28 protein-coding genes, 2 tRNA genes and 1 pseudogene are annotated in these 26626 nt (G+C 65.7%); 17 read left to right on the forward strand and 14 right to left on the reverse strand.

What is annotated here, in order from left to right:
• Positions 1 to 22 precede the first annotated feature (22 nt).
• A pseudogene (locus NGM06_RS01735) lies at positions 23 to 1662 on the reverse strand (ABC transporter substrate-binding protein).
• Positions 1663 to 1793: 131 nt separating this feature from the next.
• Here NGM06_RS01735 and NGM06_RS01745 point away from each other — a divergent pair.
• The 5 genes from NGM06_RS01745 to NGM06_RS01765 all read left to right on the forward strand — a co-directional run bounded on the left by NGM06_RS01745 (position 1794) and on the right by NGM06_RS01765 (position 5081).
• Positions 1794 to 2444 (forward strand): ribonuclease H family protein, encoded by a 651-nt coding sequence (locus tag NGM06_RS01745; RefSeq protein ID WP_254268649.1) that lies wholly within the window; start codon positions 1794 to 1796, stop codon positions 2442 to 2444.
• Between the two features lie 81 nt (positions 2445 to 2525).
• Complete coding sequence (locus NGM06_RS01750; protein ID WP_254270059.1) at positions 2526 to 3020, forward strand: CBS domain-containing protein; 495 nt, start codon at positions 2526 to 2528, stop codon at positions 3018 to 3020.
• A 74-nt stretch (positions 3021 to 3094) separates the two neighbouring features.
• Complete coding sequence (locus NGM06_RS01755; RefSeq protein ID WP_254268650.1) at positions 3095 to 4027, forward strand: DMT family transporter; 933 nt, start codon at positions 3095 to 3097, stop codon at positions 4025 to 4027.
• Positions 4028 to 4068: 41 nt separating this feature from the next.
• The gene (locus NGM06_RS01760) at positions 4069 to 4287 is read left to right on the forward strand and encodes a hypothetical protein (protein ID WP_254268651.1); all 219 of its coding nucleotides are present in this window, start codon (positions 4069 to 4071) and stop codon (positions 4285 to 4287) included.
• Positions 4288 to 4379: 92 nt separating this feature from the next.
• The gene (locus NGM06_RS01765; RefSeq protein WP_254268652.1) at positions 4380 to 5081 is read left to right on the forward strand and encodes a PepSY domain-containing protein; all 702 of its coding nucleotides are present in this window, start codon (positions 4380 to 4382) and stop codon (positions 5079 to 5081) included.
• 164 nt (positions 5082 to 5245) lie between these two features.
• On the opposite strand, the gene NGM06_RS01770 is transcribed toward NGM06_RS01765, so the two are convergent.
• On the reverse strand, positions 5246 to 5542 hold the full coding sequence (locus NGM06_RS01770) for a DUF8028 family protein (protein ID WP_254268653.1): 297 nt from the start codon (positions 5540 to 5542) through the stop codon (positions 5246 to 5248).
• A 367-nt stretch (positions 5543 to 5909) separates the two neighbouring features.
• Here NGM06_RS01770 and NGM06_RS01775 point away from each other — a divergent pair, with 367 nt between their 5' ends.
• The 4 genes from NGM06_RS01775 (at position 5910) to NGM06_RS01790 (ending at position 7799) form a co-directional block, all read left to right on the forward strand.
• Positions 5910 to 6164 carry a winged helix-turn-helix domain-containing protein gene (locus NGM06_RS01775; RefSeq protein ID WP_254268654.1) on the forward strand — a complete coding sequence of 85 codons (255 nt, stop codon included), beginning with the start codon at positions 5910 to 5912 and terminating at the stop codon, positions 6162 to 6164.
• Positions 6165 to 6234: 70 nt separating this feature from the next.
• The gene (locus NGM06_RS01780; RefSeq protein WP_254268655.1) at positions 6235 to 6495 is read left to right on the forward strand and encodes a hypothetical protein; all 261 of its coding nucleotides are present in this window, start codon (positions 6235 to 6237) and stop codon (positions 6493 to 6495) included.
• 2 nt (positions 6496 to 6497) lie between these two features.
• Positions 6498 to 7256, forward strand: a complete 759-nt coding sequence (locus NGM06_RS24430) for a hypothetical protein (protein ID WP_379793031.1) — start codon at positions 6498 to 6500, stop codon at positions 7254 to 7256.
• Between the two features lie 210 nt (positions 7257 to 7466).
• Positions 7467 to 7799, forward strand: coding sequence for a DUF7344 domain-containing protein (locus tag NGM06_RS01790; protein WP_254268656.1), 333 nt, complete (start codon positions 7467 to 7469; stop codon positions 7797 to 7799).
• Between the two features lie 263 nt (positions 7800 to 8062).
• Here NGM06_RS01790 and NGM06_RS01795 read toward each other — a convergent pair whose 3' ends face one another.
• A complete protein-coding gene (locus NGM06_RS01795; RefSeq protein ID WP_254268657.1) occupies positions 8063 to 8977 on the reverse strand; it encodes a DUF7827 domain-containing protein in 915 nt (304 codons plus the stop codon).
• 141 nt (positions 8978 to 9118) lie between these two features.
• A tRNA-Met gene (locus NGM06_RS01800) sits at positions 9119 to 9268 on the reverse strand.
• A gap of 234 nt (positions 9269 to 9502) precedes the next feature.
• Between NGM06_RS01800 and NGM06_RS01805 the strand changes: the two genes are divergently transcribed.
• The gene (locus tag NGM06_RS01805) at positions 9503 to 10810 is read left to right on the forward strand and encodes a DUF7115 domain-containing protein (protein ID WP_254268658.1); all 1308 of its coding nucleotides are present in this window, start codon (positions 9503 to 9505) and stop codon (positions 10808 to 10810) included.
• A 29-nt stretch (positions 10811 to 10839) separates the two neighbouring features.
• On the opposite strand, the gene NGM06_RS01810 is transcribed toward NGM06_RS01805, so the two are convergent.
• Positions 10840 to 11265 carry a DUF5830 family protein gene (locus NGM06_RS01810; protein ID WP_254268659.1) on the reverse strand — a complete coding sequence of 142 codons (426 nt, stop codon included), beginning with the start codon at positions 11263 to 11265 and terminating at the stop codon, positions 10840 to 10842.
• Positions 11266 to 11405: 140 nt separating this feature from the next.
• On the opposite strand from NGM06_RS01810, the gene NGM06_RS01815 reads away from it, so the two are divergent.
• From NGM06_RS01815 to NGM06_RS01835, 5 genes are all read left to right on the forward strand, one after another.
• On the forward strand, positions 11406 to 12053 hold the full coding sequence (locus NGM06_RS01815) for a TVP38/TMEM64 family protein (protein WP_254268660.1): 648 nt from the start codon (positions 11406 to 11408) through the stop codon (positions 12051 to 12053).
• Between the two features lie 146 nt (positions 12054 to 12199).
• Positions 12200 to 12787, forward strand: coding sequence for a hypothetical protein (locus NGM06_RS01820; protein ID WP_254268661.1), 588 nt, complete (start codon positions 12200 to 12202; stop codon positions 12785 to 12787).
• Positions 12784 to 14358, forward strand: coding sequence for a molybdopterin-dependent oxidoreductase (locus tag NGM06_RS01825; RefSeq protein WP_379793034.1), 1575 nt, complete (start codon positions 12784 to 12786; stop codon positions 14356 to 14358). Before NGM06_RS01820 ends, NGM06_RS01825 begins: the two co-directional genes overlap by 4 nt.
• A 37-nt stretch (positions 14359 to 14395) precedes the next feature.
• Positions 14396 to 14671 (forward strand): ArsR/SmtB family transcription factor, encoded by a 276-nt coding sequence (locus tag NGM06_RS01830; RefSeq protein ID WP_254268662.1) that lies wholly within the window; start codon positions 14396 to 14398, stop codon positions 14669 to 14671.
• 15 nt (positions 14672 to 14686) lie between these two features.
• A complete protein-coding gene (locus tag NGM06_RS01835) occupies positions 14687 to 14974 on the forward strand; it encodes a DUF8036 family membrane protein (RefSeq protein ID WP_254268663.1) in 288 nt (95 codons plus the stop codon).
• Positions 14975 to 15031: 57 nt separating this feature from the next.
• Here the strand turns inward: NGM06_RS01835 and NGM06_RS24230 are convergent, their stop codons facing one another.
• The 3 genes from NGM06_RS24230 to NGM06_RS01850 form a co-directional block, all read right to left on the reverse strand.
• Positions 15032 to 15121 (reverse strand): HVO_2523 family zinc finger protein, encoded by a 90-nt coding sequence (locus tag NGM06_RS24230; RefSeq protein ID WP_303659014.1) that lies wholly within the window; start codon positions 15119 to 15121, stop codon positions 15032 to 15034.
• Positions 15122 to 15219: 98 nt separating this feature from the next.
• The gene (locus tag NGM06_RS01845; protein WP_254268664.1) at positions 15220 to 16479 is read right to left on the reverse strand and encodes an arylsulfotransferase family protein; all 1260 of its coding nucleotides are present in this window, start codon (positions 16477 to 16479) and stop codon (positions 15220 to 15222) included.
• Positions 16480 to 16619: 140 nt separating this feature from the next.
• A complete protein-coding gene (locus NGM06_RS01850) occupies positions 16620 to 19721 on the reverse strand; it encodes an adenosylcobalamin-dependent ribonucleoside-diphosphate reductase (protein WP_254268665.1) in 3102 nt (1033 codons plus the stop codon).
• Between the two features lie 396 nt (positions 19722 to 20117).
• On the opposite strand from NGM06_RS01850, the gene NGM06_RS01855 reads away from it, so the two are divergent.
• Entirely contained in the window at positions 20118 to 20297 is a 180-nt protein-coding gene (locus NGM06_RS01855; RefSeq protein WP_254268666.1) for a DUF8029 family protein, read from the forward strand.
• A 163-nt stretch (positions 20298 to 20460) separates the two neighbouring features.
• Here the strand turns inward: NGM06_RS01855 and trpG are convergent, their stop codons facing one another.
• Genes trpG through trpD form a run of 4 tightly spaced genes read right to left on the reverse strand, consistent with a single transcriptional unit; the run spans position 20461 to position 24411 of the window.
• On the reverse strand, positions 20461 to 21078 hold the full coding sequence (trpG, locus tag NGM06_RS01860) for an anthranilate synthase component II (protein WP_254268667.1): 618 nt from the start codon (positions 21076 to 21078) through the stop codon (positions 20461 to 20463).
• Entirely contained in the window at positions 21075 to 22748 is a 1674-nt protein-coding gene (gene trpE / locus NGM06_RS01865) for an anthranilate synthase component I (protein WP_254268668.1), read from the reverse strand. Before trpE ends, trpG begins: the two co-directional genes overlap by 4 nt.
• On the reverse strand, positions 22745 to 23410 hold the full coding sequence (locus NGM06_RS01870; RefSeq protein ID WP_254268669.1) for a phosphoribosylanthranilate isomerase: 666 nt from the start codon (positions 23408 to 23410) through the stop codon (positions 22745 to 22747). The genes trpE and NGM06_RS01870 overlap by 4 nt, the downstream gene beginning before the upstream one ends.
• Positions 23407 to 24411, reverse strand: coding sequence for an anthranilate phosphoribosyltransferase (gene trpD, locus NGM06_RS01875; RefSeq protein ID WP_254268670.1), 1005 nt, complete (start codon positions 24409 to 24411; stop codon positions 23407 to 23409). Before trpD ends, NGM06_RS01870 begins: the two co-directional genes overlap by 4 nt.
• Before the next feature lie 431 nt (positions 24412 to 24842).
• Between trpD and NGM06_RS01880 the strand changes: the two genes are divergently transcribed.
• Positions 24843 to 24916: transfer RNA gene (locus tag NGM06_RS01880), tRNA-Val, on the forward strand.
• Between the two features lie 117 nt (positions 24917 to 25033).
• Here the strand turns inward: NGM06_RS01880 and NGM06_RS01885 are convergent.
• Entirely contained in the window at positions 25034 to 25885 is an 852-nt protein-coding gene (locus NGM06_RS01885) for a ubiquinol-cytochrome c reductase iron-sulfur subunit (protein WP_254268671.1), read from the reverse strand.
• Positions 25886 to 26065: 180 nt separating this feature from the next.
• Positions 26066 to 26614, reverse strand: coding sequence for a DUF7504 family protein (locus tag NGM06_RS01890; protein ID WP_254268672.1), 549 nt, complete (start codon positions 26612 to 26614; stop codon positions 26066 to 26068).
• Positions 26615 to 26626 lie beyond the last annotated feature (12 nt).

The following is a 26626-nucleotide window of genomic DNA, read 5'->3' on the forward strand; positions in this document are numbered from 1 at the left end:
AAACGAAAACATCGGTTGGAGCTTACTGACCTTCGGCCGGTGCCATCGCGTAGGCGTCGATGCGCTCGTCGCGGCGAGCCTTCCACTGAACCCGACTGCGCACGCCGTAGACGCTGTACTGGCGGTTCAGGAATATCCACGGCGCTTGGTCGTGGAGAATCTGGTTGACCTGCTGGAGCGTCTGGTCGCGCTTGCTCTCGTTGCCTTGGCTCTGGGCCTGTTCCATCAGACTGTCCACCTTGTCGTTGCTGTACGAGGTGAGCGCACCGTCGGTGGTCAGCAACGGGATGATGGTCTGGCTCGCGTCGAACGTCGCGTTGCCCCAGCCGATGAGGTAGAAGTCCGGACTCGTCTCCAGTTTCCCGTCGGTGAGTTCGCCCGCCAGCGTGGCGAAGTCGCGCTGCTTGACCGAGCAGGAGACGTTCGAGAGCTGGTCGATCTGGTTGGCGACCGCTTGGGCGATCTCCACGTCCTTGAGGTAGCGACCGACCGGCGTGTGGAGCGTGATGGAGGCTCCCGCGTGGCCGCTCTCCTCGACCAGCGTCTCGGCCTTCGACTTGTTGTGCGGGTACGGGTTCACGTCCGAGTTGTAGCCGAAGAAGCCTTCGAGGGTCGGCTGCCCCGTCGGGTCGGCGAAACTCGACAGGACGTTCTCGATGATGCTCTGGAGGTCCACCGCGTGGTTCATCGCGCGGCGGAACTTCGGACTGGAGAACGGTTCCACGTTGTACTTCATCGCGTTGTAGATGATGCGGGTACTCGGTGCCGCGCTGATTCGGGCGCTGCCCGAGTCCTTGACGCGCGGAATGTCCTGGGGCGGAACGTTGACGACGACGTCAGTTTCGCCCTCCAGCAGTTGGTTCACTCGGGTACTGGACTCCTTGGCCGCGCGGAACGTCAGCGTCGAAACCGCGGCCGGGTCGCGCCAGTAGTCCTCGTTGCGCGAGAGTACGACCTTCACGTCCGACTGGTACTCTTCGAGTTTGAACGGGCCGGTCCCGTTCATCTGCTGGGCTATCTCGGACTTCGACCGGTCCTGAACCCACGACTTCTGCATCACGTCGCAGTACGTGGCGAACAGCGAGAAGACGACGGGGTTGACGCCGTCGGACATCACGTCCACCGCACGCTGACCGTCCACGACCTTCGCGCCCGTGACGCCAGCGAGCTGGTCGGACTGCGGACTCGCGATGCCGACGCCCTCTTTGACGATGCGGTTGATGCTGAAGGCGACGTCCTCGGGCGTTAGCTGGTCGCCGTTGTGGAAGGTGACGCCCTCTCGGATGGTGAACCGGACGCGGCCCGGTTCCTGTCGCTCGTACTTGGTCGCCAGCTTCTGGACGATTTTCCCCTTCTGGTCCCGGCCGAGGAGTCCCTCGTAGACGTGCAGAACCACTTGTCCGTCGGCGTCTCGCGGTGGTTCTGCGGGTCCAGCGTCGAGGGCATCTGGCCCTGCGTGATGGTGACCGGGAACTCCCCCGCGTCCCCGCTCTGGGTCGTCTCGGTCCCTGCCTCGGTGGTCTCTTCCGTCGTCGTGTCCGTCTCGGTCGTCGTCTCCTGCCCGCTCTCGCCGCCGGTACAACCCGCGAACGAAGCAGTCGCGGCCGCCGCCCCGGCGGCCGTCAGAAATTTCCGTCGAGAGGTGCTGTCGTCGTGCGCCATATCCACTACAACATCTACTCGGACATAAATATGCTGTGGTGACACACATCACTCGCCGCGCTCGGGGTTCGTTCGTCCGTCAGGAGGGTTCGGGCCGTAAGCTTAAGTTGTCCGGACTCGAAACGGAAAATATGGCCGTTCACGGCCGTTCCTCCCCACTCCGGGCACTGTTCGACGAATCGCCCACGCCGCACATCGCTCATCCGCCGCGGACGCATCACCGCGATTTCTACGTCGCTGCGGACGGTTCCTACGACCTCCAGAGCGACGACGGTGGACTCGGCGTCATCATCGAGACGCGAGACAGCGAGCGAGTCACTCGTCTCTCCGTCCCCGACGCGACTGTCGCCGACAACAACATCGCGGAGTACCGAGCGCTCCACCTCGGACTCGACGTACTCGCGTCCCACGCGCCGACGGGGTGTCGCGTCGGCGTCCTCGTGGACCACGACGACCTCGCCGCGAACGTCAACAGCGCGGCGCTGGCGACTCGTCGGACCGACCACACGCCGCCGCGGAAACTCACGGTCCCGTCGGCGAGCAAGCACCACTGGCGCGGGATTCGAGCGCGCATCTGCGGGTTCGGCGAGATTCGGGCCGCGGTCGTCGAGAGCGGTCGGAACCCCGCTCACTCGCTGGCGAATTCGCCAGAGGAGTACGCCCACGTCAACCGCGAGACCGACCGGTGTCTCCTTCCCGAACGGCCGTCGTCGAGCGAGGCACAGATTCCGCCGCCGTCGCGGGCCGACCGGAAAGCCGGTGACTCCCGAGCGAGCGACTGATAGCCATCGGAACCTGTCGCGTAACCGGAAACGATACGGACCGCGGCCACCTCGGCTTCGAACGTGAACGCCCGTGACCTGATGACGACCGACGTAGAGACGGTCCACCCCGACGACGAGATAAGCGAGGTCCTGATCCGTCTCGCGACGGCGGACTTCAACGGATTCCCCGTCGTGGACGACGACGAGCGCGTGGTCGGTATCGTGACCCAGCACGACCTCGTCCACATCTTCCAACCCAGCGACCGGACGCTCTGGATTCCGGTCGGGTTCCCGCCGTTCCTCGAGACCCTCGAGTACGCCATCGACCTCTCGTGGGACGACCTCGACACGGAACTCGACCTGTTGAAACACGCCGGAAAGCCGGTCAGGACCGTGATGACCGCCGACGTAGTGACGGTCGAACCCGAGACCGACTTCGACCGCATCCTCGACCTGTTGGCCGACGACGAGCGCGACATCAACCGCCTCCCGGTCGTGGACGACGACGGCAGACTGCTCGGCATCGTCGCCCGTCAGGACGTGCTTCGAGCGGTCCGCGACGAGCGCCGAGCCGCCGACGAACGAGTCGCCTGAGTCGGGCGGTCGCGTAACCGGCAAACCCTGTCGTCCTTCGAAACGTTGACTCCCCGGCGGCGTCCAGTTCCGTCGTGACCAGATACCGGAACGTCGCGCTGTTCGTCGTGCTGGCCGCCGTCTGGGGGTCGGCGTTCATGGCCATCAAGGCCGGACTCGAATACTTCCCGCCGGTCCTCTTCGCCGCGATTCGGTACGACATCGCTGGCGTCCTGATGTTGGGGTACGCCGCCTACGCGACCGACCGCTTGCGGCCCCGCGGTCGGAGCGAGTGGGCGCTCGTCCTCGTCGGCGGGTCGCTGATGATAGCCGCCTACCACGCCTTCCTGTTCGTCGGCGAGGGGTACGCCAGCGTGACGAGCGCCGTCGCGGCGGTCGTCGTCAGCCTCAGTCCCGTCCTCACGACCGGATTCGCGCGGGTCCTCCTCCCGAGCGAGCGTCTGACTCCGGCGGGCATCGCGGGTCTGCTGCTGGGTCTCGTCGGCGTCGTGGTCCTGAGCGACCCGAACCCGAACAACCTCGTGACCGCCAGCGTGGTCGGCAAGTCGCTGGTGTTCGCCGCGGCCGCGTCGTTCGCGCTCGGGAGCGTCCTGACTCGGCGCATCGAGGCCGAACTGCCCATCGAGACGATGGAGGCGTGGTCGATGATTCTCGGCGCAGTGATGATGCACGTCGTTAGCGTCGCCCGACCGACCGAGTCGTTCGCCGCGATTCGGTGGACGCCCGAGGCCATCGCCGCGATGGCCTACCTCTCTATCGCCGCGAGCGCGCTCGGATTCCTCGTCTACTTCGACCTGCTGGACCGCCTCGGTCCCATCGAGATCAATCTGGTGTCCTACGTCGCGCCGGTGTTCGCGGCGCTCTCGGGGTGGTGGTTCCTCGGCGAGAGCATCGACCTCACTACCGCCGGAGGGTTCCTGATAATATTCGCCGGGTTCTGCCTGATGAAACGGAAGGTACTGGCCCGCGAACTCCCTCGAATCAGGGCCGCGGTCACGAGAGAGTGACTCCACAAGGACTTTACCCGCCCGACGAACACCACGCCGCAATGACTGACCGCGGTACCGAGTTCGTCGGCGTCGTCTCCGAGCAAGTCCGTCCGGAACCGACTCGGTCGCGGGCCGCCACGGCACTGTTCGTTCTCGGACTGGTGGCCGTCGCCGTGAACAGTTCGCTGTACTTCTTCGGCGTGGATTCGCTCTCCCATCCTGCGGTTTCGGTGTTCGCTCTCTCGTTGCTGGTGCCCCTGTATCTGCAGGAACGCTGAAGCCGGACGGATACCGACCGAACTCTGCCTCCCCCGCCGGTCGTCTGGCCACAATTGCTTTTCCTGTAACTCTGGTATAGCACGTACTTCTGATGAAGGGGTTCACCATCACGCACTCGACGGTCCTCGCGGTCGGAATCGGCATCCTCCTCGTCGCGGGTACCGTCGGCGGCGTCGCCACGTTCGACACGAAGCAGAGCAGCACCGTCCAGCGGACGACTATTGCGGTCGCAGACGATGCGGTCGCGCTTCAGAACGAGAGCGAGAACGCCTCCACTGTCCCGTCGAACAAGACCATCGAAGCGATACGGACGGTCGAGAACCGGACGAACGGGACAGTGGTCGGAGCGAGACTTCACGGTGAGGGAGGCGGAGAACTACAGCGGTCCACGTTCGTCTACGAACTCGACGCGCTGGCGGCTAACGGGACGCTCCTCACGGTGGAGGTGTACGCCGGAAACGCGACGGTAATCGACACGACGCGGGCGAACGAGAGCGGCGGCATCCTCGGCGACCTGTTCGGGTCGAACGACGGGGTGCCCGACGAGGCCCGCAACACGAGTTCGCTTCGGTCGGCCGCCGAGGCGGTGCGACTCGCGGTGAACCAGACCGAGTCCGACCCCGCGAACCAGACCGTAACCGAAGTCGAACTCGGAACCCGGAACGACTCGCTGGTTTACACGGTGACGCTGTTCGCGCCCGGCGGCGAACCGCGCGAGATAGTGGTGGCCGCCCAGAGGGGGAGCGAGGGCGTCGTCACGACTGACCCCCAGTCCGCGCGGACTGCCCTCTGAGTCTGTCGCTCTCCCACGGCTACTCGTTCGAGATACTCGCCAGTCAGGTCGTCGGTCGCGGTATCGCAGGTCGCTATGCACTGTTCGCCCGTACGTACGGAACCGACCTGTCACTGGACAGGTGTGTGAGAAGTTCGGAGAAAGGATGGAGGGCCGAAGCGTCGTCACTCTCGCTTGTGTCCGTGACCTGCGAGGAGGGCCGCGAGGTTCAGGACGAGGAGGCCGACGAACGTCAGCAGTTCACCCTGCGTCGAGATGCCAGTCAGCAGCAGCGGCACGTAGAGGAACGGGAGGGCGATCGCCGACCAGAAACTGACGACTTCCAGTGGCGTCGTGAGGGTGTGCTCTCGATAGCGGTCAGACAGGGAGGCGAGTCGGCGACTCGTCGCGGTCGTCTCACCGGCGTCTGCCGAGGAACCGACGGCGGACTTGCTTTCGTTTTGGAGGGGGGATTCGGTCATGGGCGTTCCGTCCTCGTTCCTTCGTTGGAGGGCGAGGGTCATATAACGGGAAGAGTGTTAGCGCGATTTCAGAACCGTTCATCCACTGGACGAACGAAAACAGTACATTTTATAACGAGCTCTAATAGCTCTATAAAATTTAAAACCGGTTATGAGCGTTTTTTCTTCATTTTAATTATGTGTAGAAATGTGGGGTTACCCGTCGGTGAAACGTGGTAATCAGGTGTTGCCTGTTTCGCGACGACCCAAAATCAGGGACCCTCCAAGCGCACGGTACGTTTCGACCGGGGGTTCTCTCTGCGGACATCCCGGTCGAGCGCGACACCGGCAGAAAAGGATGAAGGTGCCGCGCGAGAAACGACTACTCATGTGCGAGCAGGGAGACTGGATGCGACCCGAGGACGACCACTTGCTCGCCTTGCTCCGTACCGAGCGTAAGGATACGTTCACTGCCATCGCCGCACAACTACCGCTCCCCCGTGAACGGGTCGCCGAGCGCTGTCGGACGCTGGCGTCGTACGGTCTGGTGGAACACCTCGGAAGCGACATCTACACCATCAGTCCGCTCGGCGAGCGGTATCTCGACGGTGAGGTCGAGACGACTGAACTAGAGGAGCGCTGACCCACCCGAAGTTCGTTGTACAAACGTATCAACCGAAGCATTTTTGATAGATGGTTGAGACGAAGGTGCTATGCGACGCCGTACACTTTTGACCACCGTCTGGGCAGGACTCCTCGCGGGATGTAGCGGTCAGGACGGACGTGAACCGACGCAGACCGAGACCGAGACGACGCACGGATACGGTGGAACGGTAACGACCGAGATAACTACGGCCCGAACTACGGGTGTCCCCGGCGATACGACGACCCCGGTCGAGTCGTCGGAAACGACCACGTCCGCCTCGGACGAGTACGGCGTTCAGGGGTACGGAACACTCGGATACGGAGGCTGACGATGACCGAAAATCACGGCTACAACACGCCCGAAGAAGGGGCGACCGACTGGCACGTTCCGCTGAACGAGAACTTCGAGCGAATCGACGGGGACGTCGAGATTCGAGACACGGAGGAGAACCTCTCGGAGTACACCCCGAAGGCCGGGACCAAGTTCCTCGCAACCGACACCGAAAACGAGTATCTCGGCGACGGGTCGGAGTGGCAGAAACTCGCTACGTCGGGCAAGTCACCGTCGTTCGATTCGGTGGAGACCGGTGAACTCGGGCACGCGACCGGTTCCGGTGCGGCCCGGCGGAAACTCCTCGACACCACGTCCGGCAGGAAGATAGACTACGACTCCGGAAAACTCCCGAAGTTCGACGCCTACGAGGTGAACTTCAGCGTCAAAGGAGGTCTCGACTGTCGGATAAACAACGAGGGGAACAATCAGGCGTACGAGTACGTGACGAAGACCGGCGAGGACGTGGCTGATTTCCTGAGTGGCGACAGTAGGCGGCCGACGGGAGTAAGCAAAGAGAAGGCCGGTCGTTGGAACGTACTCGAAGGGACCGGTTCCGGAACACTTCTCGTCCACGGTCCGAACGTGACGAACAGAGATGGACTCTTGGAGACGACCGTGACCGTGACTGTGACTCACGGACCTTCCGACACCGTTCTCGAAAGCGGTATCGTCGAAACAGACAACCCTGCCCGGAGCCTCCAAATCTCGGGCGGGAAGGGGAAACTGAACGTCTACGGCCTCGATTTCGTCAGGTGAACGACGGGGGAGTCCGCTGAGACACTCTCGATTCGCCGAACCGCAGACGCGTCGCGAATCTCAGCGGCAACGCGACGACGTGCTTGGTTTCGGAGACGGCCGCAACGGTCGAAACCGAACGGAACCGACGGGACTGATGGCGGTGTTTACGAGGGTTCCCTGAGTGGAGACGACGTACGAGCGGGTCTCCCTGCCCGCACTCTATCCACCATGGCCGTAACTACGAACCCCGAACACGCGAACCGCGAAACGACGTTCGACCTACTGAGCAATCCCGTCCGCGAAGCGATTATCTCGGCTCTCCACGAGTCCGAGACCGTCGAGCGGGAACGTCTGGCTGAGAGGCTGACGACCGACACCGACGAGGGCGCTCGTCGTCGGACCCGCATCGCGCTTCACCACAACCACCTGCCGCGACTGGCCGACGCCGGGTTGCTGGTCTACGACGGGGAGACGGTGACTGCGACGAGTCGGCTGGAGACCGTCGTCGACCGAGTGGCGGCGCTCGACGAAACCGACGACTCCCTCACGCGAGCCGAATAGCGATGGTCGTTCACGCGCTTCAGTGTACGGAGTGTACCGAGACCAGAATCGGCCGCGACACCGAAGACGGCGTTCGCCCCGTCAAGCGTGCGTGTCCGAACTGCGGGTCCACGTCGGCTGTGCCCTTGGCGACGACGCGGTCGAACTGAACGAGGCCGGACGACTCGCCTCGGCGGTGTCACTTCTGGCGGCCGTCCGAGCGAAAAAGAGTTTCTTCCGGAGAACGGGCCGTAGCGGCAGTTCGGCGAGCGTCTTTCGGCGGACTACTCCGCCCGAAGTGCGAGGACCGAGACCGCTATCAGCGCGACGACGCCGGTCGTGAGACCGAACCCGGGGACGCTCCCGGCCTTCGTCGTCGTTGTCGTCGTCTCGTTCGTCGGCGGCGTCCGAACCACGCCGCTGGCTTCCTTCTCGACCTCGCCGTCGGCGCGAACCTCGATTCTGAACTCCGTCCGGTTCCCCGATTCGGCCTCGAGACCGGTGAAGTCGAACGAAACGCGGAACCGCCCGTTCTCGGTGACTGTCGTCTCCCCGGACTTCAGGAACTGCGTGCCGTTGGTCGACTTCAGACGGACCTGAACGGGCGTCCCGGGTTCGAGGTCGATATCGCCGGTGATCGTCTGGTTCACCGCCGGGGCGACCGTGACGCCTCCCCGAACGTCCACCACGTGACCGGCGTACTCGCTGGTGGTAGTCGTCGCCGGTGCACTGTTCGAGGTAGACTGTGTCGGTTCGGTCACTACGAGCGTCGCGACGTCGCTTGTCTCGTCGAGACTCCCGTTGCCGGGCGCGACTGCGAGTTCGTAATTGCCCGGGTCGAGGCGTTGGCCGTCGTCGAATTCGGTTTCGCTTCGCACCGTGACCTCGTCGGCGTCGTCGGTGACCGAGAACACACCGCCGTGCCCCGCTTTCCGAGTGTCGTACCGGAGTGTGACGGTCTGGTCGTCGTTCCCGTCTCGGAGGGTGACGGTCGCGACGTAATTCACCGCCTCGGAGCCGATTCGAACGGTTGCGGAGTCGGTGTTCGTGACTGTGACCGGGATTTCGACCGTATCGCCAGCGTCGGTAGTGACGTGACTGTGGTCGAACTCGGCACTCGCCTGTGCGCCGAGTACCGGTGTAGCGGCCGATACGAGGAGGACTGTCGCCAGTATCAGGGCGTGGTATCGTCGTCTCATCCCTCGTCGAGACGGTTCGACCCCGGAATAAAAACCCGTTACGTATCCTACAATACGGGTTTTAGTGTCCGATAATTAGTGACGGAATCGACGGGTTATCGCCGAGAGCAGAAGCTAATGGTCGAAACAGAATCGTGAAAATGCCCGGGGAGGGCTCCGAACCCTCGATCTCCGCATGACCCAGGTACGAGGCTCGGCGGGCCCCTTGGGCATGGGAGGCTTCCAAGGCCTGAGCACCGAATCTCAGTAACCCTATGAGTGCGGCGCTATGTCCAGCTAAGCCACCCGGGCTCGGTTTCGAGTAGGGCGGTTCTACTCTTTAAAGTTCTCATCTCGAACGGGTTCGCCACACCGAAGCACGGAGGTTCCCGCGGTCGGCGGGAACTTCGGCGGCAGGGCGACGAACCCACGACGACGAACGGTTGACCGACCGTCGCGCTCGCGGACTGAGGCGTGTCACACCGCGTGAATAAACCGCGACACTCACCCGGCGGATTTAAGCCGGGGGGATAATCATACCTGAGCATGAACGTTCCCGGAATCGTACAGTCCCGACTCGACGGCGAACAGGTCGCGGCGAAGGTGTCCCTCGGCGGTGAGGACGGTCTCTACGTGACCCGCACGCGGACCCTCATCTACCGCGCCGACGGACTCCTGAGCGACGAGTCCGTCGAGGAGTACCCGCACGAGGCCGAGCGAATCGAAATCTCGGAGGGACGACGGAAGTCGTCGGTCGAACTCGATTACGGTATCGACGGCGAGGAGAAGTTCAAGGTGCCGAGCAACCGACTCTACGAGGCGCTCCACCCCGTGCTGGCGGGCGTGCTGAACGCCGCGGACGTGACCGGCCCGGACGAGACGGTCAAGCAGACGTACCAGTTCAGCGAACTCACGCTAGTCATCACCAGCGAACGCGTCGTCAAGCACGTCGGCGCGGCGGTCTGGGACCAGGACTACGAGGAGTTCCACTTCGACGACGTGACTGCCCTCGACGTGGAGAAAGGCAGCGTCTCCTCCCAGATTATCATCGAGAGCGCCGGACGGCCCCAGCGCATCAAGACCCCGAGCGACCAGACCCGAGAGGTCCGCGAGCGCATCGAGCGCGCACTGCTCGAACACCACGACAAGGGTTCGTACGAGGAGTTCGCCCGGGAACACGCCGACCCGGACGACCACGCCGAGGCCGAGGGCGAGGGCGAGCAGTCCGCCGAGACCGAGTCCGCGAGCGACGGTGACGCCGACCCGCTGGCCGGTGGCGGCGTCGCTCCCATCGACGCCAACCCGCCGGAACTCGACGACGACGGTGCGATTATCGAGAACGAGGAGAGCGTGGCGACGGCCGAGCGTGACGACGAGGACGCGGTGAGCGCCGCCGAGGCGAGCGACGCCGCGGCGAAGGCCGCCGCAGCGAGCGCGAACGCGTCGGAACCCGCTGCGGGTGCCGACGCCGGTTCGACCGACACGCAGACCGACGATAGCGCGTCTGCGGCCGACGGCCCCACGCACTCGGTGGACACCGACGACGTGGCTCTGACCGACGACCCCGCCGACGCGAACGGGACCGCCACCGCGACGACAACCGGCGACACGACCGAGAACGGCGAGTCGGACGGGGAGGCTGACCGCGACGCGACAGTTGGCTCGGACGACGTGAGTGACTCGGAGGGCTTCGCCGACTCCGGCTTCGAACCGGCGAGTTCGGAGACCGAGCGCGACACCACCGAGGAGCAACTGGCGGCGCTGACCGAGGCGGTCCAGCGCCAGAACGAACTGCTCGCCGAACAGCAGCGGACGCTCGAGACGCTCATCGAGGAACTCAGTCGCGGTCGGTGAGCGCGGGTCGGACTTCTCGCCTCGGACGCTCAGTCCCGACCGGTGACCTTCCGGATGCACTCCGGGCCGAACGCGCCGTGTTCTCCTGCATCGAGTTTGATGAAGTACCCCGTCGAGATGCCCGCACCGCAGCGCCGACACGAGAACTCGCCCTCCTTGGTGACGACCTCGCTCTGGAAACTGACGTACCCGCCGCCGGTGGTCTTCACGATACCGTCCTCGCGCTCGATGAAGCCCCGCTTCTCGGCCTCGTCCAGAATCTTCCGCGTGGTCGCGGGGTGCGTGGTGACGGTCTCGATTCGGTCCACGGCCTCGGCGACCGATAGCTCGGGGTGTTCGAGCTTCGAGAGGAGTTCGACGCCGACCTCCACGGGGTCGGCGTCTCCGTTCTCGCGGTCCGCGTCGCTGTCGGAGTCGCCGGGCGCGGCGTCCTCGCCTGCGGCGTCGTCGGCCATCGCTTCGGAGTCGTCCGCGAGACGGATTAAAGGTTGCGCGAGACGGGGACCGACCCCGACGGCGTCGAACGCCGATTCCGGCCGAAACCCGCGGTCCGACCCAAAAAGAGGATACCCGCCGAACGAAAACCCACGGAGCGATGACCGCCGTCCCGCGCCGTCAAGTGGCCGGACTCGCCCTCCTCGCCGTCGCCGCGGCCGCGAGCGTCCTCGCCGGACCGGACTACCTTCTGGCAACCGCCCGACGACTCGCCGACCGGCCGGTCCGCTTCGGCGTCCTGCTCGTGGGCGTCTATCTCGTCCGACCGCTGTTCGCGTGGCCGACCACGCTCGTGGCCGTCCTCGCGGGGTACGCCTACGGTCCCGTCGTCGGCTTTCCCGTCGCGCTCGCCGGGACGACCGCGAGCGCGCTGGTGCCGTTTCTCGTCGCGCGCTACCTCGGCGCGGGGTCGGGACTGGTCGCGCGCCTCGGCGACTCCGGCGAGCGGTTCTTCGCCGCGACGGGCGACCTTCGCGGGATGGTGGCCTCCCGACTCGCGCCCGCGCCCTCCGACCCCGTCTCGGCCGCGGCGGGTCTCTCCGGGGTCTCCACCGGTGCGTTCGTCGTCGGGACGGCCGTCGGCGAGATTCCGTGGACCGTCGCGGCCGTGCTGGCGGGGAGTTCGCTCGACGGCCTCTCGACCACCGGCCTGACAGCGGTGAGTTGGGAACTCGTCGCCGCGGCGGCCGCGGTGGCGGTCGCGCTCCTCGCCGGTCCGGCCTACCGCGCCGTGAGCGCCCGGCGGTAGGTCGGCCGCGACCGTCGGGTCGTTACCGCCGAAGGTGAGACCGCGCCGAACTCGGAACGAAATTGGAACGGAGTCGGAACGGACCCAGAACGAAGTGGGCGAGAGTCCGAAAAACTCCTTTTAGGATAGCTCTCGCGGGTAGAACCATGCGATTCGCAACACCGGTTACGCTGGCGCTGGTCGTGCTGACAGTCTTCGTCGCACCGATTACGGCTCAAGAGACGGTGGCCGAGTGCGGCCCGACGACCGACGACGGGATGATGGCCAACGAGACGATGGGTGAGACGACCGAAACGATGGAGACGACCGAGACGATGGGTGAGACGACCGAAACGATGGAGACGACCGAGACGATGGGCGGCGATTCGACGAACGACTCCATGGGCGAAACGACCGAGTCGATGGACGACGAGTCGATGGACGAGATGTCGAACGAGACCACCACGGAGTCCATGGCCGGTTCGACGAACGGCACCACGACTGGGATGACGGACGACTCGACGAGCGAGACGACCGCCTGTTCGGACGAGTCGATGGGCGGCGATTCGATGGCGGACGACACCACGGAGATGGACGACTCCATGGCCGACGAAACCACGGAGATGGACGACTCGATGAACGACACGACCGGCGAACCCGCGAACGGGTCGAGCGCGTTCGCGCCCGGGTTCGGAATCGGGGCGGCAATCGCCGCACTGGCGGCGGCGCTGTACGTCGCGCGGGGGCGACCGTGACTGACGGACCCGGCGAGTCGGCGAACCGCTCGGACACGCCTGCCGAGGATAGCGACCGCCCCCTGCTCGAATCGGCCGTGGTCGCCGCCTCGGCGGGCGTCGCGGCCGTCGGCGGGTCGTACGCCGCGGTGGGTTTCACGCCCGCGTTCGTCGCCGCGCCGGTGAGCGACTTCGTCGTCGCTTCGACGCCCGACGCGGTAATCACGTGGTCTATCCAGACCCTCGGCAACCTCGGGAGCCAACTCGGATTCCTGTTGGCGCTCGCGCTCACGGTGGGACTGTTCGCCCTGACGAGCGCGGTCGGAATCGCGCTCGCCGCCCGGTTCGAGGTCCCGGCGTCGCCGGTCGTCGCCGTGGCCGGTGTCGCCGCGGCGCTGGCGCTCACGGGGGCGGCCGCCTCCACGCTGGCCGCGGGCGCGAGCGCGGGTCTCGTCGCGGGTCTCGCGTCGGTCGGCGGTGGCGCGAACCGGTCCGATTCGACCGTCCCCGGAGCACCCCGGCGGCGCGTCCTTCAGGCCCTCGCGGGTGCGTTCGCGGTCGGCGGGACGGGTGCGGTCCTCGGGTCCGGCCGAGGCGACGAGATTCCGGCCCCGGACGACGGGTCGGTCTCGGCCGACGTGGAGTCGCTCCTCGGCGAGGCCGAGGGACGGTCGCTCGACGTGGAGGGCATCGAACCGCTCGTCAGCGAACAGTTCTATCAAGTGGACATCAACAACGTGGACCCTACGGTGGACCGCGAGAACTGGACGCTGCGCGTGACCGGTGCTGTCGAGGAGGACGTGGAGTTCGGCTACGACGAAATCGCGGGGATGTCCGAGTCGGTCGAACACCGGTTCGTCACCCTGCGGTGCGTCGGCGAGGGACTGAACGGCAAGAAGATGGACACCGCGCTCTGGACCGGCGTGCCGGTGACCGACCTGCTCGACGCGGCCGGTATCGACACCTCGGGCAACTGCTGTGTCATGCTCCGGGCCGCCGACGATTACTTCGAGGAGTTCCCGCTGTCGGCCCTCCGGAACGGTTTCTTGGCCTTCGAGATGAACGGCCGGAGACTCCCCCGCAGTCACGGCTACCCCGTGCGAGCGCTGATTCCGGGCCACTGGGGCGAGATAAACGTCAAGTGGCTCACCGAAATCGAGGTGCTGGAACGGGAGGCGAAGGGCTACTGGGAGAAGCGCGGGTGGCACGGCACCGGCCCGGTCAACACCGTCGCCAAACTCCACGCCGTCAACCACCTCGACGGGGGCGAGATTCAGGTCGGCGGGCACGCCTACGCGGGCACGCGGGGGATTCGGAAGGTCGAGGTCTCCACCGACGGCGGCGCGTCGTGGAGCGAAGCGACTCTCTCGGACCCGCTCCCCGCGGGCACCGGCGAGCGGGGTCCGTCGGGCGGGCGGGCGGAATCGGCCGAGGACGCGTGGCGACAGTGGGAGTACACCTACGAGGCCGCGGCCCCGCACGAGGTGGTCGTGCGCGCGACCGACGGCGAGGGGACCCTCCAACCGAGCGAGGAGAGCGAGTCGTTCCCCAGCGGCCCGACCGGATGGGTCTCCAGACGCGTCGAGCCGTAAGTATAAGGGCCGTGACTGATAACCGAGGGACAGCGCGATGGACAAGGCGCTCTGGTACCTGCTCACGGCGACGCGCGGCGGGGAGAACCGCGCGCGCATCATCCGCGCGCTCTCGGAGCGCCCACGCAACGCCAACCAACTCGCGGAGGTTCTCGACGTGCGCTATAAGACGGTCCGCCACCACCTCGACATGCTGGCGGACCACGACGTGGTCGACCCCGGCGACAACGAGTACGGGAAACTCTACTTCCTCACCGACCAGTTCGAACAGCACCGCGAAGCGTTCGAGGAGATCATGGAACACATCGAATGACACGGAGCCGATAACATGAGTACGATACAGTTCGCCAGCGGAATCGCGGTCGTGAACATCCTCCTGCTCGGTCTGCTCACGACCGTGTGGGTGCGCAACTACCGGAAGTTCCGCACGTCGCTGCTGCTCGGACTGGTCGCGTTCGGGAGCGTCATGCTCGCCGAGAACGTGGTCGCCATCTACTTCTTCTTCAGTATGAAGATGCTCTACTCGGGGGACCCGACCGTCCAGCAGGCCGTGCTGGTGCTTCGCGGTCTCCAGTTCGTCGCCGTCGCGTTCCTGACGTGGGTGACGATGAAGTAAGCGGTCGGCGACGGGGACCGGCCGGTCGGCGACGAGCGAGCGAAGTGACGGCGGCGGTCAGTAGAAGGTGTCGGCGCAGTCCATGATGACGCCGTGGTTCGGGCAGACGTACTTGCAGTGGCGGTGGTACATCGACTCCTCGCAGATGGGACACGGTCGGCCGCCTCGCTCGGCCGTTCCGTCGCCCTCGGCGTCCGAACTCCCGCCCGTGTCGCTCATAGCCGACAGTCACGCCGCGAGCGCCATCACTGTTTCCCTAACCCCGCGCGAGCCAAGAGGTAGCCCCCGCGAATCCAGAAGACGGCCGCGACGCCGACCGCCAACAGGTGAAGCTCCGACACCCAGTAGGGGAGCGCGACGACGTGACGAGCGCCCGCGAGGAGCGTCGAGAGGACCGGAACCTTCCGGTCGAAGAGACCCACGTCGGCCGTGTGACTGTTTCCGTAGGGTGACACCGAGTCCGCGGCCGATTCCCCGTGGGGGAGGCGGTCGGCTTCGTAGGGGAGCGACGGGACCGAGTAACTCGCCGCGAGGGTCCCGTTCTCGCGCACCTCGACCACGCGGTTGTTTCGGCTGTCCGTTATCAGGGTGTTGCCGTTCGGGAGGCGGTCGGCGTCGCGCGGCCAGTCGAGCGGGATGCCGCCGACCTTCGCCACCGACCACGCCTCCTCCCACTCGCCGGTCGTGTCGTTCCGGTGGAGTTCGACCACGCGGTGGTTCTCGGAGTCGGCGACGAGGACCGCGTCTTCGCCGAGCCAGTGGGGGTTGTGCTGCTTGTTCAGCACGCCCGAGTCGGGGTTCTCGTTCACTACCTCGACCACGCCCGACCCGCGCTCCACGACGAGCAGTTGGTTCATGTTCCGAATCGAGACGAGGTAGCGACCGTCTCCGATGCGGTCCACGTCGTTGAGGTGGAGCCAGTCGGTCGTCGTCGGGTCGTCCGGGCCGCCGTAGTGCTGGCTGGCGTTCCACGTCCAGACGCGGTCGCCGGTCTTCGGATTCAGCACGAAGATGCTCTCGAACTCCATGTCGGCGACGAGGACGTTCCCCGACGGGAGCATCTCGGCGTCGTGAACCTCGCTGTCCTCGCGCGTTCGGACCGGATAGCTCCACTGCCAGACGACGCGCGGTTCGGGTTCGGGTTCGATGATGCGGACCCCGGTGCGCTTGCAGGGCGAGTCGTAGGGACCGCAGTTCTGGTAGTCGCCCGCCGCGAACGTCGCCAACACGGACCCGTTGTCGAGTGTCTGGACGTTCTGGTAGCTGATGATGTCACCGATGCTCCAGCGCACGTCGCCGCGCCCGTCGAGTCCGGTCACGTTCCCGTTCGGGCCGGGTCCCTGCACGCCCACCAGTACGGACGTGTTGTCGGCGTCCGCGACTCGGGGGACGGTCTCGGTGTCGGGCGCGAGCGCCCAACTCGCGCCGAACGCCGCGACCAGCACGACCGTCCCGACGACGAGAAACGCCACGCCGCGCCGGAACGAGTCGCTCAGTCCGAACACGGTCGTCCCTCCTGTGCGTCGCGGACGCTCTCCCGTCCCCCGTTCGAGTACATATCCGACGAGAGTATGCTATCATCTCACGTAACGTCTCCGGCCGAACCGGACGTCAAAAAAGAACCGCCGGTCAGTTCACGCCGGGGTCAGCACTCCGACCAGCCGCAGGACTCGCAGGTCTTGCAGCCTTCGGAGTAGTACAGCGACAGCGACCCGCAGTCGGGACACTCCGGACTCTCGCCCGAGTCGATGATGTCCTGCTGGTCGGCCTCCTTGCTCGACGCGACTCCGCCGCTACCGTCGGTTTCGGGGGCTTCGTCCACGTCGTCCTCGACTTCGGTGAGGTTCTGCTGCTGGGGGTAGGCCTTCTCGACTTCGCCGTCGAGGTATCGGCGCAGCGCCGTGCCGATGGCGTCGGGGATGGAGTTTATCTGCTCGCCCTTGTCCCACGCGACCTTCGGGCTACGGATGCCCTGTAGCTCGTCGGCTATCTCCTCGGGGTCCACGCCCGAGCGGAGCGCCGTCGAGATGGTCTTGGCCAGCGCCTCGGTGAAGGAGGCGGTGAAGCCGCCGGAGTTGCCGATGTTGGCGAACAGCTCGAAGGGTCGGCCTTGGTCGTCTTCGTTGATGTTGACGTAGAGCTTGCCGTACCCGGTGTCGATGCGCTGGGTGATGCCGTGGAGTACGTCCGGGCGCGGACGCTTCTCGGCGTACACCCCGTCGGCGTCCTCGCCGTCGGCGACTTCGAGGATGGACTCGACCTGCTGGTCGAGGTGCGCCTGAACCTCGTCGCTCTCGACGAAGCCTTCGATGCCGCCGAAGACCTCTCGAATCTGCTCGACGAGTTGCTCGGCGGCCTCCGACTCGTCCGCGAACTCCTTGTTGTCCGCGCGAGTGGTGAGAACCTGCTTGGAACGAGTGCCGTCGCGGTAGACGGTCACGCCCTTGCCGCCGTTCTCGTAGATGTACTCGAAGACCTCCTGCATGTCCTCCTTGCTGGCGTCGTTGGGGAAGTTGCACGTCTTCGAGATGGCCGAGTCCACGCCCTCCTGACAGGCGCACTGGACCGCGGCGTGGTCCTTGCCCGAGAGGTCGGAGGTCACGACGAACAGTTCGCCGATGGCGTCCGGGACGGTTTCGAGTCCCTCGACGCCGTCGAACTCGTTGCTCGCCATCTGCTCCTGTGCCTCGCGCTTGACCTCCTCGACGTCGATGTCGTTGTCCTTCAGCGTCCGCAGGAAGTAGTCGTCGAACTCCACGAGCATCTCGTCACCCTGCACGTCGTCTGAGACGTTCTTGTAGTAGGCGACGTTGTAGATGGGTTCGCAGCCGCCCGTGGTGTTCCCGACCATCGAAGTCGTGCCGGTCGGCGCGATGGTGGTCGTGTTGTGGTTGCGGACCGCGAAGCCGTCCTCCCAGTCGTCGGCGCTCAGGCCGGTCTGCTTCTCGAACCACTCGCGGTACTCGGTGGGGTTCGCGTACTTCGAGTTGTCCCACTCGTCGAAGGAGCCGCGCTCCTCGGCGAGTTCGTGGGAGGTCCACTTCGACTCGTTGTTGATGTAGCGCATCAGCTGGCGAGCGATTTCGTTCCCGGCGTCGCTCCCGTACTCGACGCCCAACTGGATGTAGAGCTGGGCCAGTCCCATGACGCCGAGACCGATCTTGCGCATCTCCCGGACCTTCTGCTCGATCTTGTCGACCGGGAAGTCCGACATCGTGACGACGTTCTCGAGGAAGCGGGTGCCGTACTCGATGCGGTGGTCGAAGTCGTCCCACGCCATCGCGTCGGTGAGGAAGGCGTCTACGGCGTCCTCGAAGCTGTCGTACTCGTCGCCGTGGTCGTCGTACCAGACGCGCCAGTCGGGCGCGTCGGTGTCGGCGAGCGTCGAGAGGTTGATGTGGCCGAGGTTACAGGCCTCGTACTCTTCGAGCGGTTGCTCGCCGCACGGGTTGGTCGCCAGAATCCGGTGGTCGGGATGCTCCTCCACGTCGAACGAGTGCTCCTTGTTGACCCGTTCGAGGTAGATGACGCCGGGTTCGCCGTTCTCGTGGGCACCGTCCACGATGCGGTCCCAGACGAGTCCGGCCGGAATCGAGAGTTCCTCGCCGACCTCGACGTGTTCGCCGAGGTCGAACATCTCGTAGAGCTCCTTCGTGTGTTCGGTGGCGACGTGGGGTTCGCCGGTCCGCGGATTCGTGAAGGTGAACTCCTCGCCGTTCTGGACGGCCTCCATGAAGTCGTCGGTGATGCCGACGGAGATGTTGAAGTTCGAGAGGTGACCTTCGGCGGCGTTCCGGAGGTGCTTGGGCACGCGCCCGTCCTCGTCGATGAGTTCGCGGGCCTCTTCGAGGGCCTCCTCGAACGAGTTGTGGGTGTAGTCGTCCGGGTCGTTCAGACGGAGGGTCTCCGCGAGGCTGACGTCCTTGTTCTTGGCGTGGATGAACTGGATGACGTCGGGGTGCGAGACGCGCATGACGCCCATCTGTGCGCCGCGCCGGGCACCGCCCTGCGCGATGGTCTCGCACATCTGGTCGTAGGTCCGCATGAACGTGATGGGGCCGGAGGCGATGCCCCCCGTGCTACCCACCGCGTCGCCGTAGGGTCGGAGCTTCCAGAAGGCGTAGCCCATACCGCCGCCGGACTGGAAGACCTGCGCGGCCTCCTTCGCGGTCTGGTGGATGTCGTCGATGTCGTCGGCCGGGGAGTCCACGAAACAGGCCGAGAGCTGCTGGAGTTCGTCGCCCGCGTTCATCAGCGTGGGCGAGTTCGGCATGAACGAGAGGTCTTCCATCAGGGTCTGGAACTCCTCGCGCACGTCCTCGACGTGGTCGCGAATCTCGTCGGGGAGTTCCGGGACGACCGTCTCGTAGGAGAACTTGTTGACGTTGTAGACCGAGAGCGTCGTTTCGACGTCGTCGTCGGCCGCCGTGCCCGCGCCGAACACTTCCTCGGCGAGTTCGTCGCGCCGGGGGTGGTCGGGCTTGAGCTGGTCCGGCGTGACCGTGACTTCCTCGTCGCGCTTCTCGGCCTCGTAGACGGCCTCGGCGAGCGCGATGTTCTCGGCGACGCGCGGGAAGAGGTCCTCTTGCTCCTCGATGAGGTTCCCGTCAGCGTTCTTTCGGAGGTAGCGCGCCGGGAGGATGTTGTGGTAGGCGTTGCTGGTCAGTCGGTCGTCGAGCGTCTCTCCCTCGGTTCGCTTGATGGGGAGCGTGAGTTCGTCGGCCGTGAGTTCACCCGCACCGCTCATGCGTCGGTCACCTCGGGCGTCTGTACGTCGAATCTCGTTTCTCTGCAGGGGGTTGTGCGTTTCATTCGTGACGGAGATTTCGTTCTGAGGCCACCCAGATAAACATTTCTTTAACTTCTGCAAGTTTATTTGGAGTGCGATGCCTCTGTTCCAAATTGTACGCTACCGCGACCGTCCCGCCCGAGCGGACGGGGTGGATTCACGGCTGTCCGGTTGTCACTAAACCATAGCGTCCGGACCCTAATAAGAGTATGTAGACCTCGGTGAAAGTAGTCAGCGAACTAGACGGCCTTCGGGAATGACAATGGTATCGCGCTTCAGCCTCTCGGTTTCGGCGGCTGAGACGATGTTTCGTTGCCGATACGTTTACGGTGGTCCGGTCGCCTCGATGCTACCATGACTCTCGTACTCGCGGCCGGGCTGCTTGCAACGCCGCTGGGGAAACTACTGGTCGGACTCGTCGCGCTCGCGGCCGTCGTACTGGTCGGCCGAATCCTCCTGAACGTCGCGTGGAAACTCCTCCTCGTCGCTATCGTGGTCGTCGGAGCGCTCTACACGACCGGTGTCCTGCTGTAGCGCGACCGAAGGTTTAGGTACGAAGCCGGGGCCAATCCCACCCGGACGCTTCGCGCGGTTGCGGACAGGGCGGTGGCGACTCAGTCACCAGCGTCGATGACCCCGCGACCGCCAGTCCGACTACCCTGAGAAGGCTGTGCAAAGCGACGACCCACCAGCGACGCTACGCGACGCCGTCGAGGAAGTTCCGAATCACGTCGTGGCCGACGGCCGTCAGGACGCTCTCGGGGTGGAACTGGACGCAACGAATCGGATGCTCCCGGTGGCGCACGCCCATCACGAGTTCGTCTCCCTCGTGGTCGGTCGTCGCGGTCACCTCGAAGCAGTCCGGCACCTCGGTCGCCACTAGGGAGTGGTACCGACCGGCGCGGAATCCCTGCTCCAGTCCCGCGTAGACCCCCCGCTCGTCGTGGTCAACGGGGAACGCCTTGCCGTGAATCGGTTCGGGCGCGCGGCCGACCGACCCGCCGTAGGCGTAGACCGCGGCTTCCAGACCGAGACACACGCCGAGCGTCGGCACTTCGGGACTCACCTCGCGGAACACGTCGAGCGTGACCCCCACGTCGCGGTCGTTCTTCGGGTGACCCGGTCCCGGCGAGACGACGACGGCGTCCGGGTCGGCCTCGCGCACGTCGGCGAGCGAGGCGGTGTTTCGGACGACCTCCGTCTCGGCGAACTCGCTCGTGTACTCCACGAGGTTGTAGGTGAACGAGTCGAAGTTGTCCACGAAGAGGACCTGCAGGTCGGTGGTCGATGCCCCGATTCCGGCGCTCGCCGTCATCGTCCCACCTCCGGAGCGTCGGTGGCGTCGGCCGCGTCCGTCTCCTCGATGCGTTCGAGGGCGGTCAGCACCCCGTCCATCTTCTGCTCGGTCTCCTCGTACTCGGCGGCGGGGTCGCTGTCCGCGACGATGCCCGCTCCCGCCTGCACCGTGATTCGGTCGCTACCCGCGTCGCCGACCGTCGCGTCGGACTCGACCGTCGCGGTCCGGATGACGATAGCGAAGTCCGCGTCGCCGGACCACGAGTAGTAGCCGACGCCCCCGCCGTAGAGACCGCGGGCCGAGAGTTCGAGGTCGTCGATTATCTCCATCGCGCGAATCTTCGGTGCGCCCGAGAGGGTCCCGGCGGGGAACGACGCCCGGGTCGCGTCGAAGGAGTCGGAACTATCGTCGAGGCGACCCGTCACCGTACTCTCGATGTGCTGGACGTGACTGTACTTGAGGACGTTCATGAACTCCTCGACCTGTACGCTTCCGGGTTCGCTGACCCGGCGAACGTCGTTGCGTGCGAGGTCCACCAGCATCGTGTGTTCGGCCCGCTCTTTCCCGTCGGCGAGCATCTCGCCCGCCAGACGGCGGTCCTCGACCGGACTCGACCCCCGCGAGCAGGTCCCGGCGATGGGGTTGGCCATCACCTCGCGGCCCCGGACCGAGACCAGCGTCTCGGGACTCGCGCCGACCACGGTCAGGTCGTCGTAGCCGAGCAGGTACATGTACGGCGAGGGATTCACGTCTCGGAGCGCCTCGTAGAAGCCGAGGGGGTCCACGTCTCCGTGTAACTCGCGCTTTCGAGAGATGACGCCTTGGTAGATATCACCGTCGAGGACGTGTTCTTTCGCGGTTCGGACCGCCTGTTCGTACTCGTCTCGCGGCCCGGCAGTCGCCGACTCCCGGACGAATCCGCCCGTCTCGGGGGCGTCGGCCGATTCGAGCAGGTCGGCCACGCGGTCGGCCTCCGCGCGGAGTTCGTCGTAGACCGCACCGGGGTCGTCCTCCGGCCCGACCAGCGGCGTGAACACGAGCGAGACCGTCCCCTCCCGGTGGTCGAACGCGACGGTCTTGGTGTTCAGGACGAACTGGGCGTCCGGGAATCGAGAGTCGGGACGCTCGACGCCGACGGACTCGCGCTTCTCGTCCGTCGAGCCCTGCTTCGCTTCGCTCGGCAGGACGCCGACCTCGTCGAGCCAGAGGTCGTACACCGCGTCGTAGGCCAGAAATCCGACCAGTCCGCCCTCGAAGTGCTGGCGGTCCCCGTCGGGGAACCCGCGCTGTACGGCGTCCGGCATGGCCGACCGGAGCGCGTCGAGCGCGTCGCCCTCGTGGTCGGCCGAGACGTACCTCGCGGCCCGGCCGCCGAGCGATTCGACCTGCACGTCTTCGGGGTCCACCGTCACGACCGCCTCGGGGTCGTAGCCGACGTAGGAGTAACGGGCGTGGCGGTCGCCCGACGCGTCCGGCGAGAACGCGCCGTCGGGGTCGCTGGACGCGGTCTTCTCGGCGCTCTCCAGCAGGAAGGCGTACTCCGAGGGGTCGGTCGCGGTCGAGCGCCCGGTCAGCGCCGCGTAGGCCGACAGCGGAGTCGTCGCTACGTCGAGTTGCGCCTCGACTCGAACGACGGCCGGGTCGTCGTGCCCGGCGAGGTCCGTGAACTGCTCGCGTTCGAGGTTCATGGCGTCGGAGTCGTCCGGGCGCGTTTCGCGGCCGTCACGAACTCGGCGACCGCGTCCGGGTCCTTTCGACCGGGGACGGATTCCACGTCGTCGGCCTCCACGCCGCTCGCCACGTCCACGGCGAACGGTTCGACGGCGCGGACGGCGTCGGCCACGTTCGCGGGCGTCAGACCGCCTGCGAGGACCACCGGTGAGTCGAGCGTCGCGGCGAGTTCGGCGGTCCGCTCCCAGTCGTGGGTTCGGCCGGTACCGCCCGCACCCTCGTCGTCCACCGAATCGACCAGCAGTCCGTCGGCCACCTCGTCGTAGCGCCGGGCCTGTTCGGGGTCGGCGGCGTCCACGACTTTGAGTACCTTCGCTTCGACGGTCGCGGTCAGGTACGCGAGGTCGCCAGCGCCCAGTTCGCCGTGAATCTGGAGCGCGTCGGGTTCGACCGCTCGGACGAGTTCGACCGCGCGCTCGGGCGAGTCGGGCATCGTCACGAGTACGGTCGTGACGAACGGCGGGGCCGCGTCGGCGAGTTCGACCGCGCGCTGTACGTCGATTTCTCGCGGGGAGTCCACCGGCACGTCAACGAGCAGGCCGACCGCGTCCGCGCCCGCCTCGACGGCCACTTCGAGGTCCTCGCGGCGGGTGAGACCACAGATTTTCGTGCGCGTCATGCTCTCACGGAGCGACCGAGTTCGTCGAGTTGTTCGGCGGCCGCGCCGTCGTCGATGGCCTTCGCCGCGAGTTCGGCACCGTCTTCGAGGGAGTCGGCCGCGCCCGCCACGTAGATGGCCGCACCGGCGTTGGCGAGGATGATGTCGCGCTTCGCGCCGGTAACCTCGCCCTCGACGATGCCGCGGAGGTCGGCGGCGTTCTCCTCGGGAGTACCGCCCGCCACGTCGGCCACGTCGTGGCGCTGGAGACCGATGTCGTCGGGGGTGATGGTGTACTCCTCGATGTCGCCGCCGTCGAGTTCCGCGACGGTCGTCTCGTCGTGGATAGCGATTTCGTCCATGCCGGAACCGTGGACGACCAGCGCGCGCTCGACGTCCATCTTGGCGAGCGAGCGGGCGATGACCGGGACGAGGTCGTCGTCGAAGACGCCGACGACCTGTGCGTCGGCACCCGCGGGGTTCGTCAGCGGCCCGAGGACGTTGAACACGGTTCGCATGCCGAGTTCTCTGCGAGGGCCGATGACGGCCTTCATCGCCGGGTGGAACGCCGGCGCGTGCATGTAGCCGATGTCGTTGTCTTCGATGGTGGCCTCGACCGCCTGCGGGTCCGCGTCGAGGTCGACGCCGACCTCCTCCAGCACGTCGCTGCTCCCCGACGACGAGGAGACCGAGTAGTTACCGTGTTTGGCGACCGGAACGCCCGCCGCTGACGTGACGATGGCGCTCGTGGTCGAGACGTTGATGGTGTTGTAGTCGTCGCCGCCGGTCCCGCAGGTGTCCACCAGCGGCGAGCGGTCGGGGTCGATGGTGCGGGCGGCGTCGCGCATCCCCTGTGCGAACCCGGCGATTTCGGTCTCGGTCTCGCCCTTCGCTCGGAGGGCGGTGAGCAGTGCGCCGATTTGGGCCTCGGTCGCGCCGTCGAAGACGGCCGTGGCCGCTTCTCGCGCTTCGTCGAGTGTGAGGTCCTCGCCGTCGGTGACGCGTTCGATGTAGTCCTGCATTTGGAATCACCAATGTACTTCTTCGTCTTACAATGAACACAATCGTACATCGTCTTAAATGTGTCGGGGTGGGGAACGGGGAGCGCGGAGAGGTGGGCGACGCTCCGGGTTCGGACCACGGAACGCGCTCGACGGGACGACGGTCGTCGAACTCGAGACGGAAATTCATTTCTTACGAGTATCCTTCGGAACGCTTCTGGAGATTTAGGCGGGCTTGGTCGGTGCTTCCCGCAGACTCCTTTCACTCGACTGATCCGGTAAGCCGTCCGCCCGACGCCGACTCGTCGGTGTGCGTAGTGGACGGTGACGGCCCTAGTCGTCACAGCGACTCAGACCCTCATGGAAAATCGCCAGAACGCGGCCGAATCCGAAAGGTTCAATTATCCCCCGGCCAAACGAAGAAATGCGTCCGACGAAGGCCGCACCAACATGGGTTTGTGGTCTAGTTGGTTATGACACCTCCTTGACATGGAGGAGGCCGGCAGTTCAAATCTGCCCAAACCCACTCCACTTTTCACTTCGCCAAATTCGCAAGCGGCCGGTCCTGAATCGAGTGTCCAGTTTCGACCACATTCAGTTAGTTGGGACGAGAGATTTCTGCCAGTCTCACTCCCGTTCTGCGTTAGCCGGGTCGCGGGAAGGCGTTGAACGACAACTCGACCGGAGAGAACGGGTCGTACACCGACTGGTGACACTGGCAGTACACCGCGTCGACCGCGTCGAACTTCGCCGCGTCCCGCGAGGAGTTGAACCCCGGCGTGCAACAGAAGTGGGTACACTTGTCGAGCCACGCGATGAAGTCCGACTCGGTGGCCGCACGCAGGAAGTCGGCGGCGTCACCCTTCGAGGGGAGGTCCGACACCTTCGGCGAGCGCAGCACCTGCACCGGGAGTTCCTGCACGTCCTGCTCGCCCTCCGACTGCGAGCGCCACGTCGTCTGGGCGGGCTTGCCTGCACCCGCCGACCCGATGTCGTTACTCCACTCCTCGTAGTCGGCGAAGTCGTCCACGTGGAGTTTCTGGCCGGGTTCGTGGTCGGCCTGCCACTCGTAGAGACCGGGCTTGGACCGCAGGAAGTTGTCTTGGTCGGCGTCGGGCCGCAACCCCTGCGCCGACTGGACGCCGCAGTACTGGAACCATCGTCCGGTGTACGTGACGCCGCCGATATCCTGTTCGGTAATCGTGACGGTGCTACCGTCTTTCAGTTCCCGCTCTTTGACTTCGGGCCAGACGCCCTTCAGGTACCCCTCGTCGTCGATGGTGAGTGGAACGAGGGGCATCCCGCGCGGGGCGGGACCGTCGGTGTTCTCGATGCCGACGTAGTCCGTCGGCCCGCCGGTCCCACCGGCCACGGAGGTGGCCGAGTTCAGGACGGCGGTGGCACCGGTACCGACACTGGCGAGCGTCGCCGAGCCGACGACGCCTTTCACGAACCGCCGTCGGCCGTCCTCGGGCGGATACTTGTCTGAATCCATCGGAACCACTCGGTGGTCCGCCCGGTAGTGTTGTATATATAATGAATGGTTCCAAACAGCTTGTAACCATCCAAAATTTTAAGTTTACTTTTCAACTTCTACGGGAGAGGGGGTCGCCGTGACCCGCGTAGGCGGTGCCTGAAGTCACGATAAGGGCGACCAACCGGCGAGAAGGGGGCGCTACCCGAGTTCGTACTCCGCGTCGCACATCGCCCGGAGTCGTCCGTAGGTCTCGTCGGCTATCACGTCCGGGTTCGCGCAGTAGACGCCGTGAACGTCCTGCGTTCGGACTCGACTGATCACGGTCTGGAAAAAGCGACTCACGCGCGCGTCGTCGGTATATGTGAGGAGGACGCCGAGCGCGTCCGTCAGGACCCACCCGCGACCGGGTTCGACGTACTGCATCGCGTCGGAGAACCGCATGGCCAGTCCGGTCAGGTCGTCGGGATTGACGGGGTCGGTCGTCCAGAGGTCGCCCTCGTACTCGTCCGCCGTGGGAATCACCGGAACGACGCCGACGTTGGCGGGATCGTGTCCGGCGCGTTCGAGACGCGTCTGGAGTCGGTTCGGATGGTCGCGTGCCGAGACCACGAGGAGATTGTCGAACGCACGTTCGGGCAGGGCGGAGACCGGGTCGGCGTCCGTCGGCGCGCGGACGAGCGTCTGCGTTCCGGCCGCGAACGGGCCGTCCGTTAGTTCGTCGTCGGCCGCGGCTTCGTCGGACCGCACTGCCTCCTCCAT

Source organism: Halorussus aquaticus, from assembly GCF_024218795.1.
Taxonomy (GTDB): Archaea; Halobacteriota; Halobacteria; order Halobacteriales; family Haladaptataceae; genus Halorussus; species Halorussus aquaticus.

Coding starts and splice junctions, on each gene's coding strand:
- NGM06_RS01760 (WP_254268651.1), top strand. CDS start 4,069: ATGACTGACCGCGGTACCGAGTTCGTCGGCGTCGTCTCCGAGCAAGTC.
- NGM06_RS01820 (WP_254268661.1), top strand. CDS start 12,200: ATGCGATTCGCAACACCGGTTACGCTGGCGCTGGTCGTGCTGACAGTC.
- NGM06_RS24430 (WP_379793031.1), top strand. CDS start 6,498: ATGACCGAAAATCACGGCTACAACACGCCCGAAGAAGGGGCGACCGAC.
- NGM06_RS01775 (WP_254268654.1), top strand. CDS start 5,910: ATGTGCGAGCAGGGAGACTGGATGCGACCCGAGGACGACCACTTGCTC.
- NGM06_RS01830 (WP_254268662.1), top strand. CDS start 14,396: ATGGACAAGGCGCTCTGGTACCTGCTCACGGCGACGCGCGGCGGGGAG.
- NGM06_RS01745 (WP_254268649.1), top strand. CDS start 1,794: ATGGCCGTTCACGGCCGTTCCTCCCCACTCCGGGCACTGTTCGACGAA.
- NGM06_RS01770 (WP_254268653.1), bottom strand. CDS start 5,542: ATGACCGAATCCCCCCTCCAAAACGAAAGCAAGTCCGCCGTCGGTTCC.
- NGM06_RS01795 (WP_254268657.1), bottom strand. CDS start 8,977: ATGAGACGACGATACCACGCCCTGATACTGGCGACAGTCCTCCTCGTA.
- NGM06_RS01750 (WP_254270059.1), top strand. CDS start 2,526: ATGACGACCGACGTAGAGACGGTCCACCCCGACGACGAGATAAGCGAG.
- NGM06_RS01765 (WP_254268652.1), top strand. CDS start 4,380: ATGAAGGGGTTCACCATCACGCACTCGACGGTCCTCGCGGTCGGAATC.
- NGM06_RS01885 (WP_254268671.1), bottom strand. CDS start 25,885: ATGGATTCAGACAAGTATCCGCCCGAGGACGGCCGACGGCGGTTCGTG.
- NGM06_RS01850 (WP_254268665.1), bottom strand. CDS start 19,721: ATGAGCGGTGCGGGTGAACTCACGGCCGACGAACTCACGCTCCCCATC.
- NGM06_RS01835 (WP_254268663.1), top strand. CDS start 14,687: ATGAGTACGATACAGTTCGCCAGCGGAATCGCGGTCGTGAACATCCTC.
- trpG (WP_254268667.1), bottom strand. CDS start 21,078: ATGACGGCGAGCGCCGGAATCGGGGCATCGACCACCGACCTGCAGGTC.
- NGM06_RS01810 (WP_254268659.1), bottom strand. CDS start 11,265: ATGGCCGACGACGCCGCAGGCGAGGACGCCGCGCCCGGCGACTCCGAC.
- NGM06_RS01815 (WP_254268660.1), top strand. CDS start 11,406: ATGACCGCCGTCCCGCGCCGTCAAGTGGCCGGACTCGCCCTCCTCGCC.
- NGM06_RS01780 (WP_254268655.1), top strand. CDS start 6,235: ATGCGACGCCGTACACTTTTGACCACCGTCTGGGCAGGACTCCTCGCG.
- NGM06_RS01870 (WP_254268669.1), bottom strand. CDS start 23,410: ATGACGCGCACGAAAATCTGTGGTCTCACCCGCCGCGAGGACCTCGAA.
- trpE (WP_254268668.1), bottom strand. CDS start 22,748: ATGAACCTCGAACGCGAGCAGTTCACGGACCTCGCCGGGCACGACGAC.
- NGM06_RS01855 (WP_254268666.1), top strand. CDS start 20,118: ATGACTCTCGTACTCGCGGCCGGGCTGCTTGCAACGCCGCTGGGGAAA.
- trpD (WP_254268670.1), bottom strand. CDS start 24,411: ATGCAGGACTACATCGAACGCGTCACCGACGGCGAGGACCTCACACTC.
- NGM06_RS01805 (WP_254268658.1), top strand. CDS start 9,503: ATGAACGTTCCCGGAATCGTACAGTCCCGACTCGACGGCGAACAGGTC.
- NGM06_RS01790 (WP_254268656.1), top strand. CDS start 7,467: ATGGCCGTAACTACGAACCCCGAACACGCGAACCGCGAAACGACGTTC.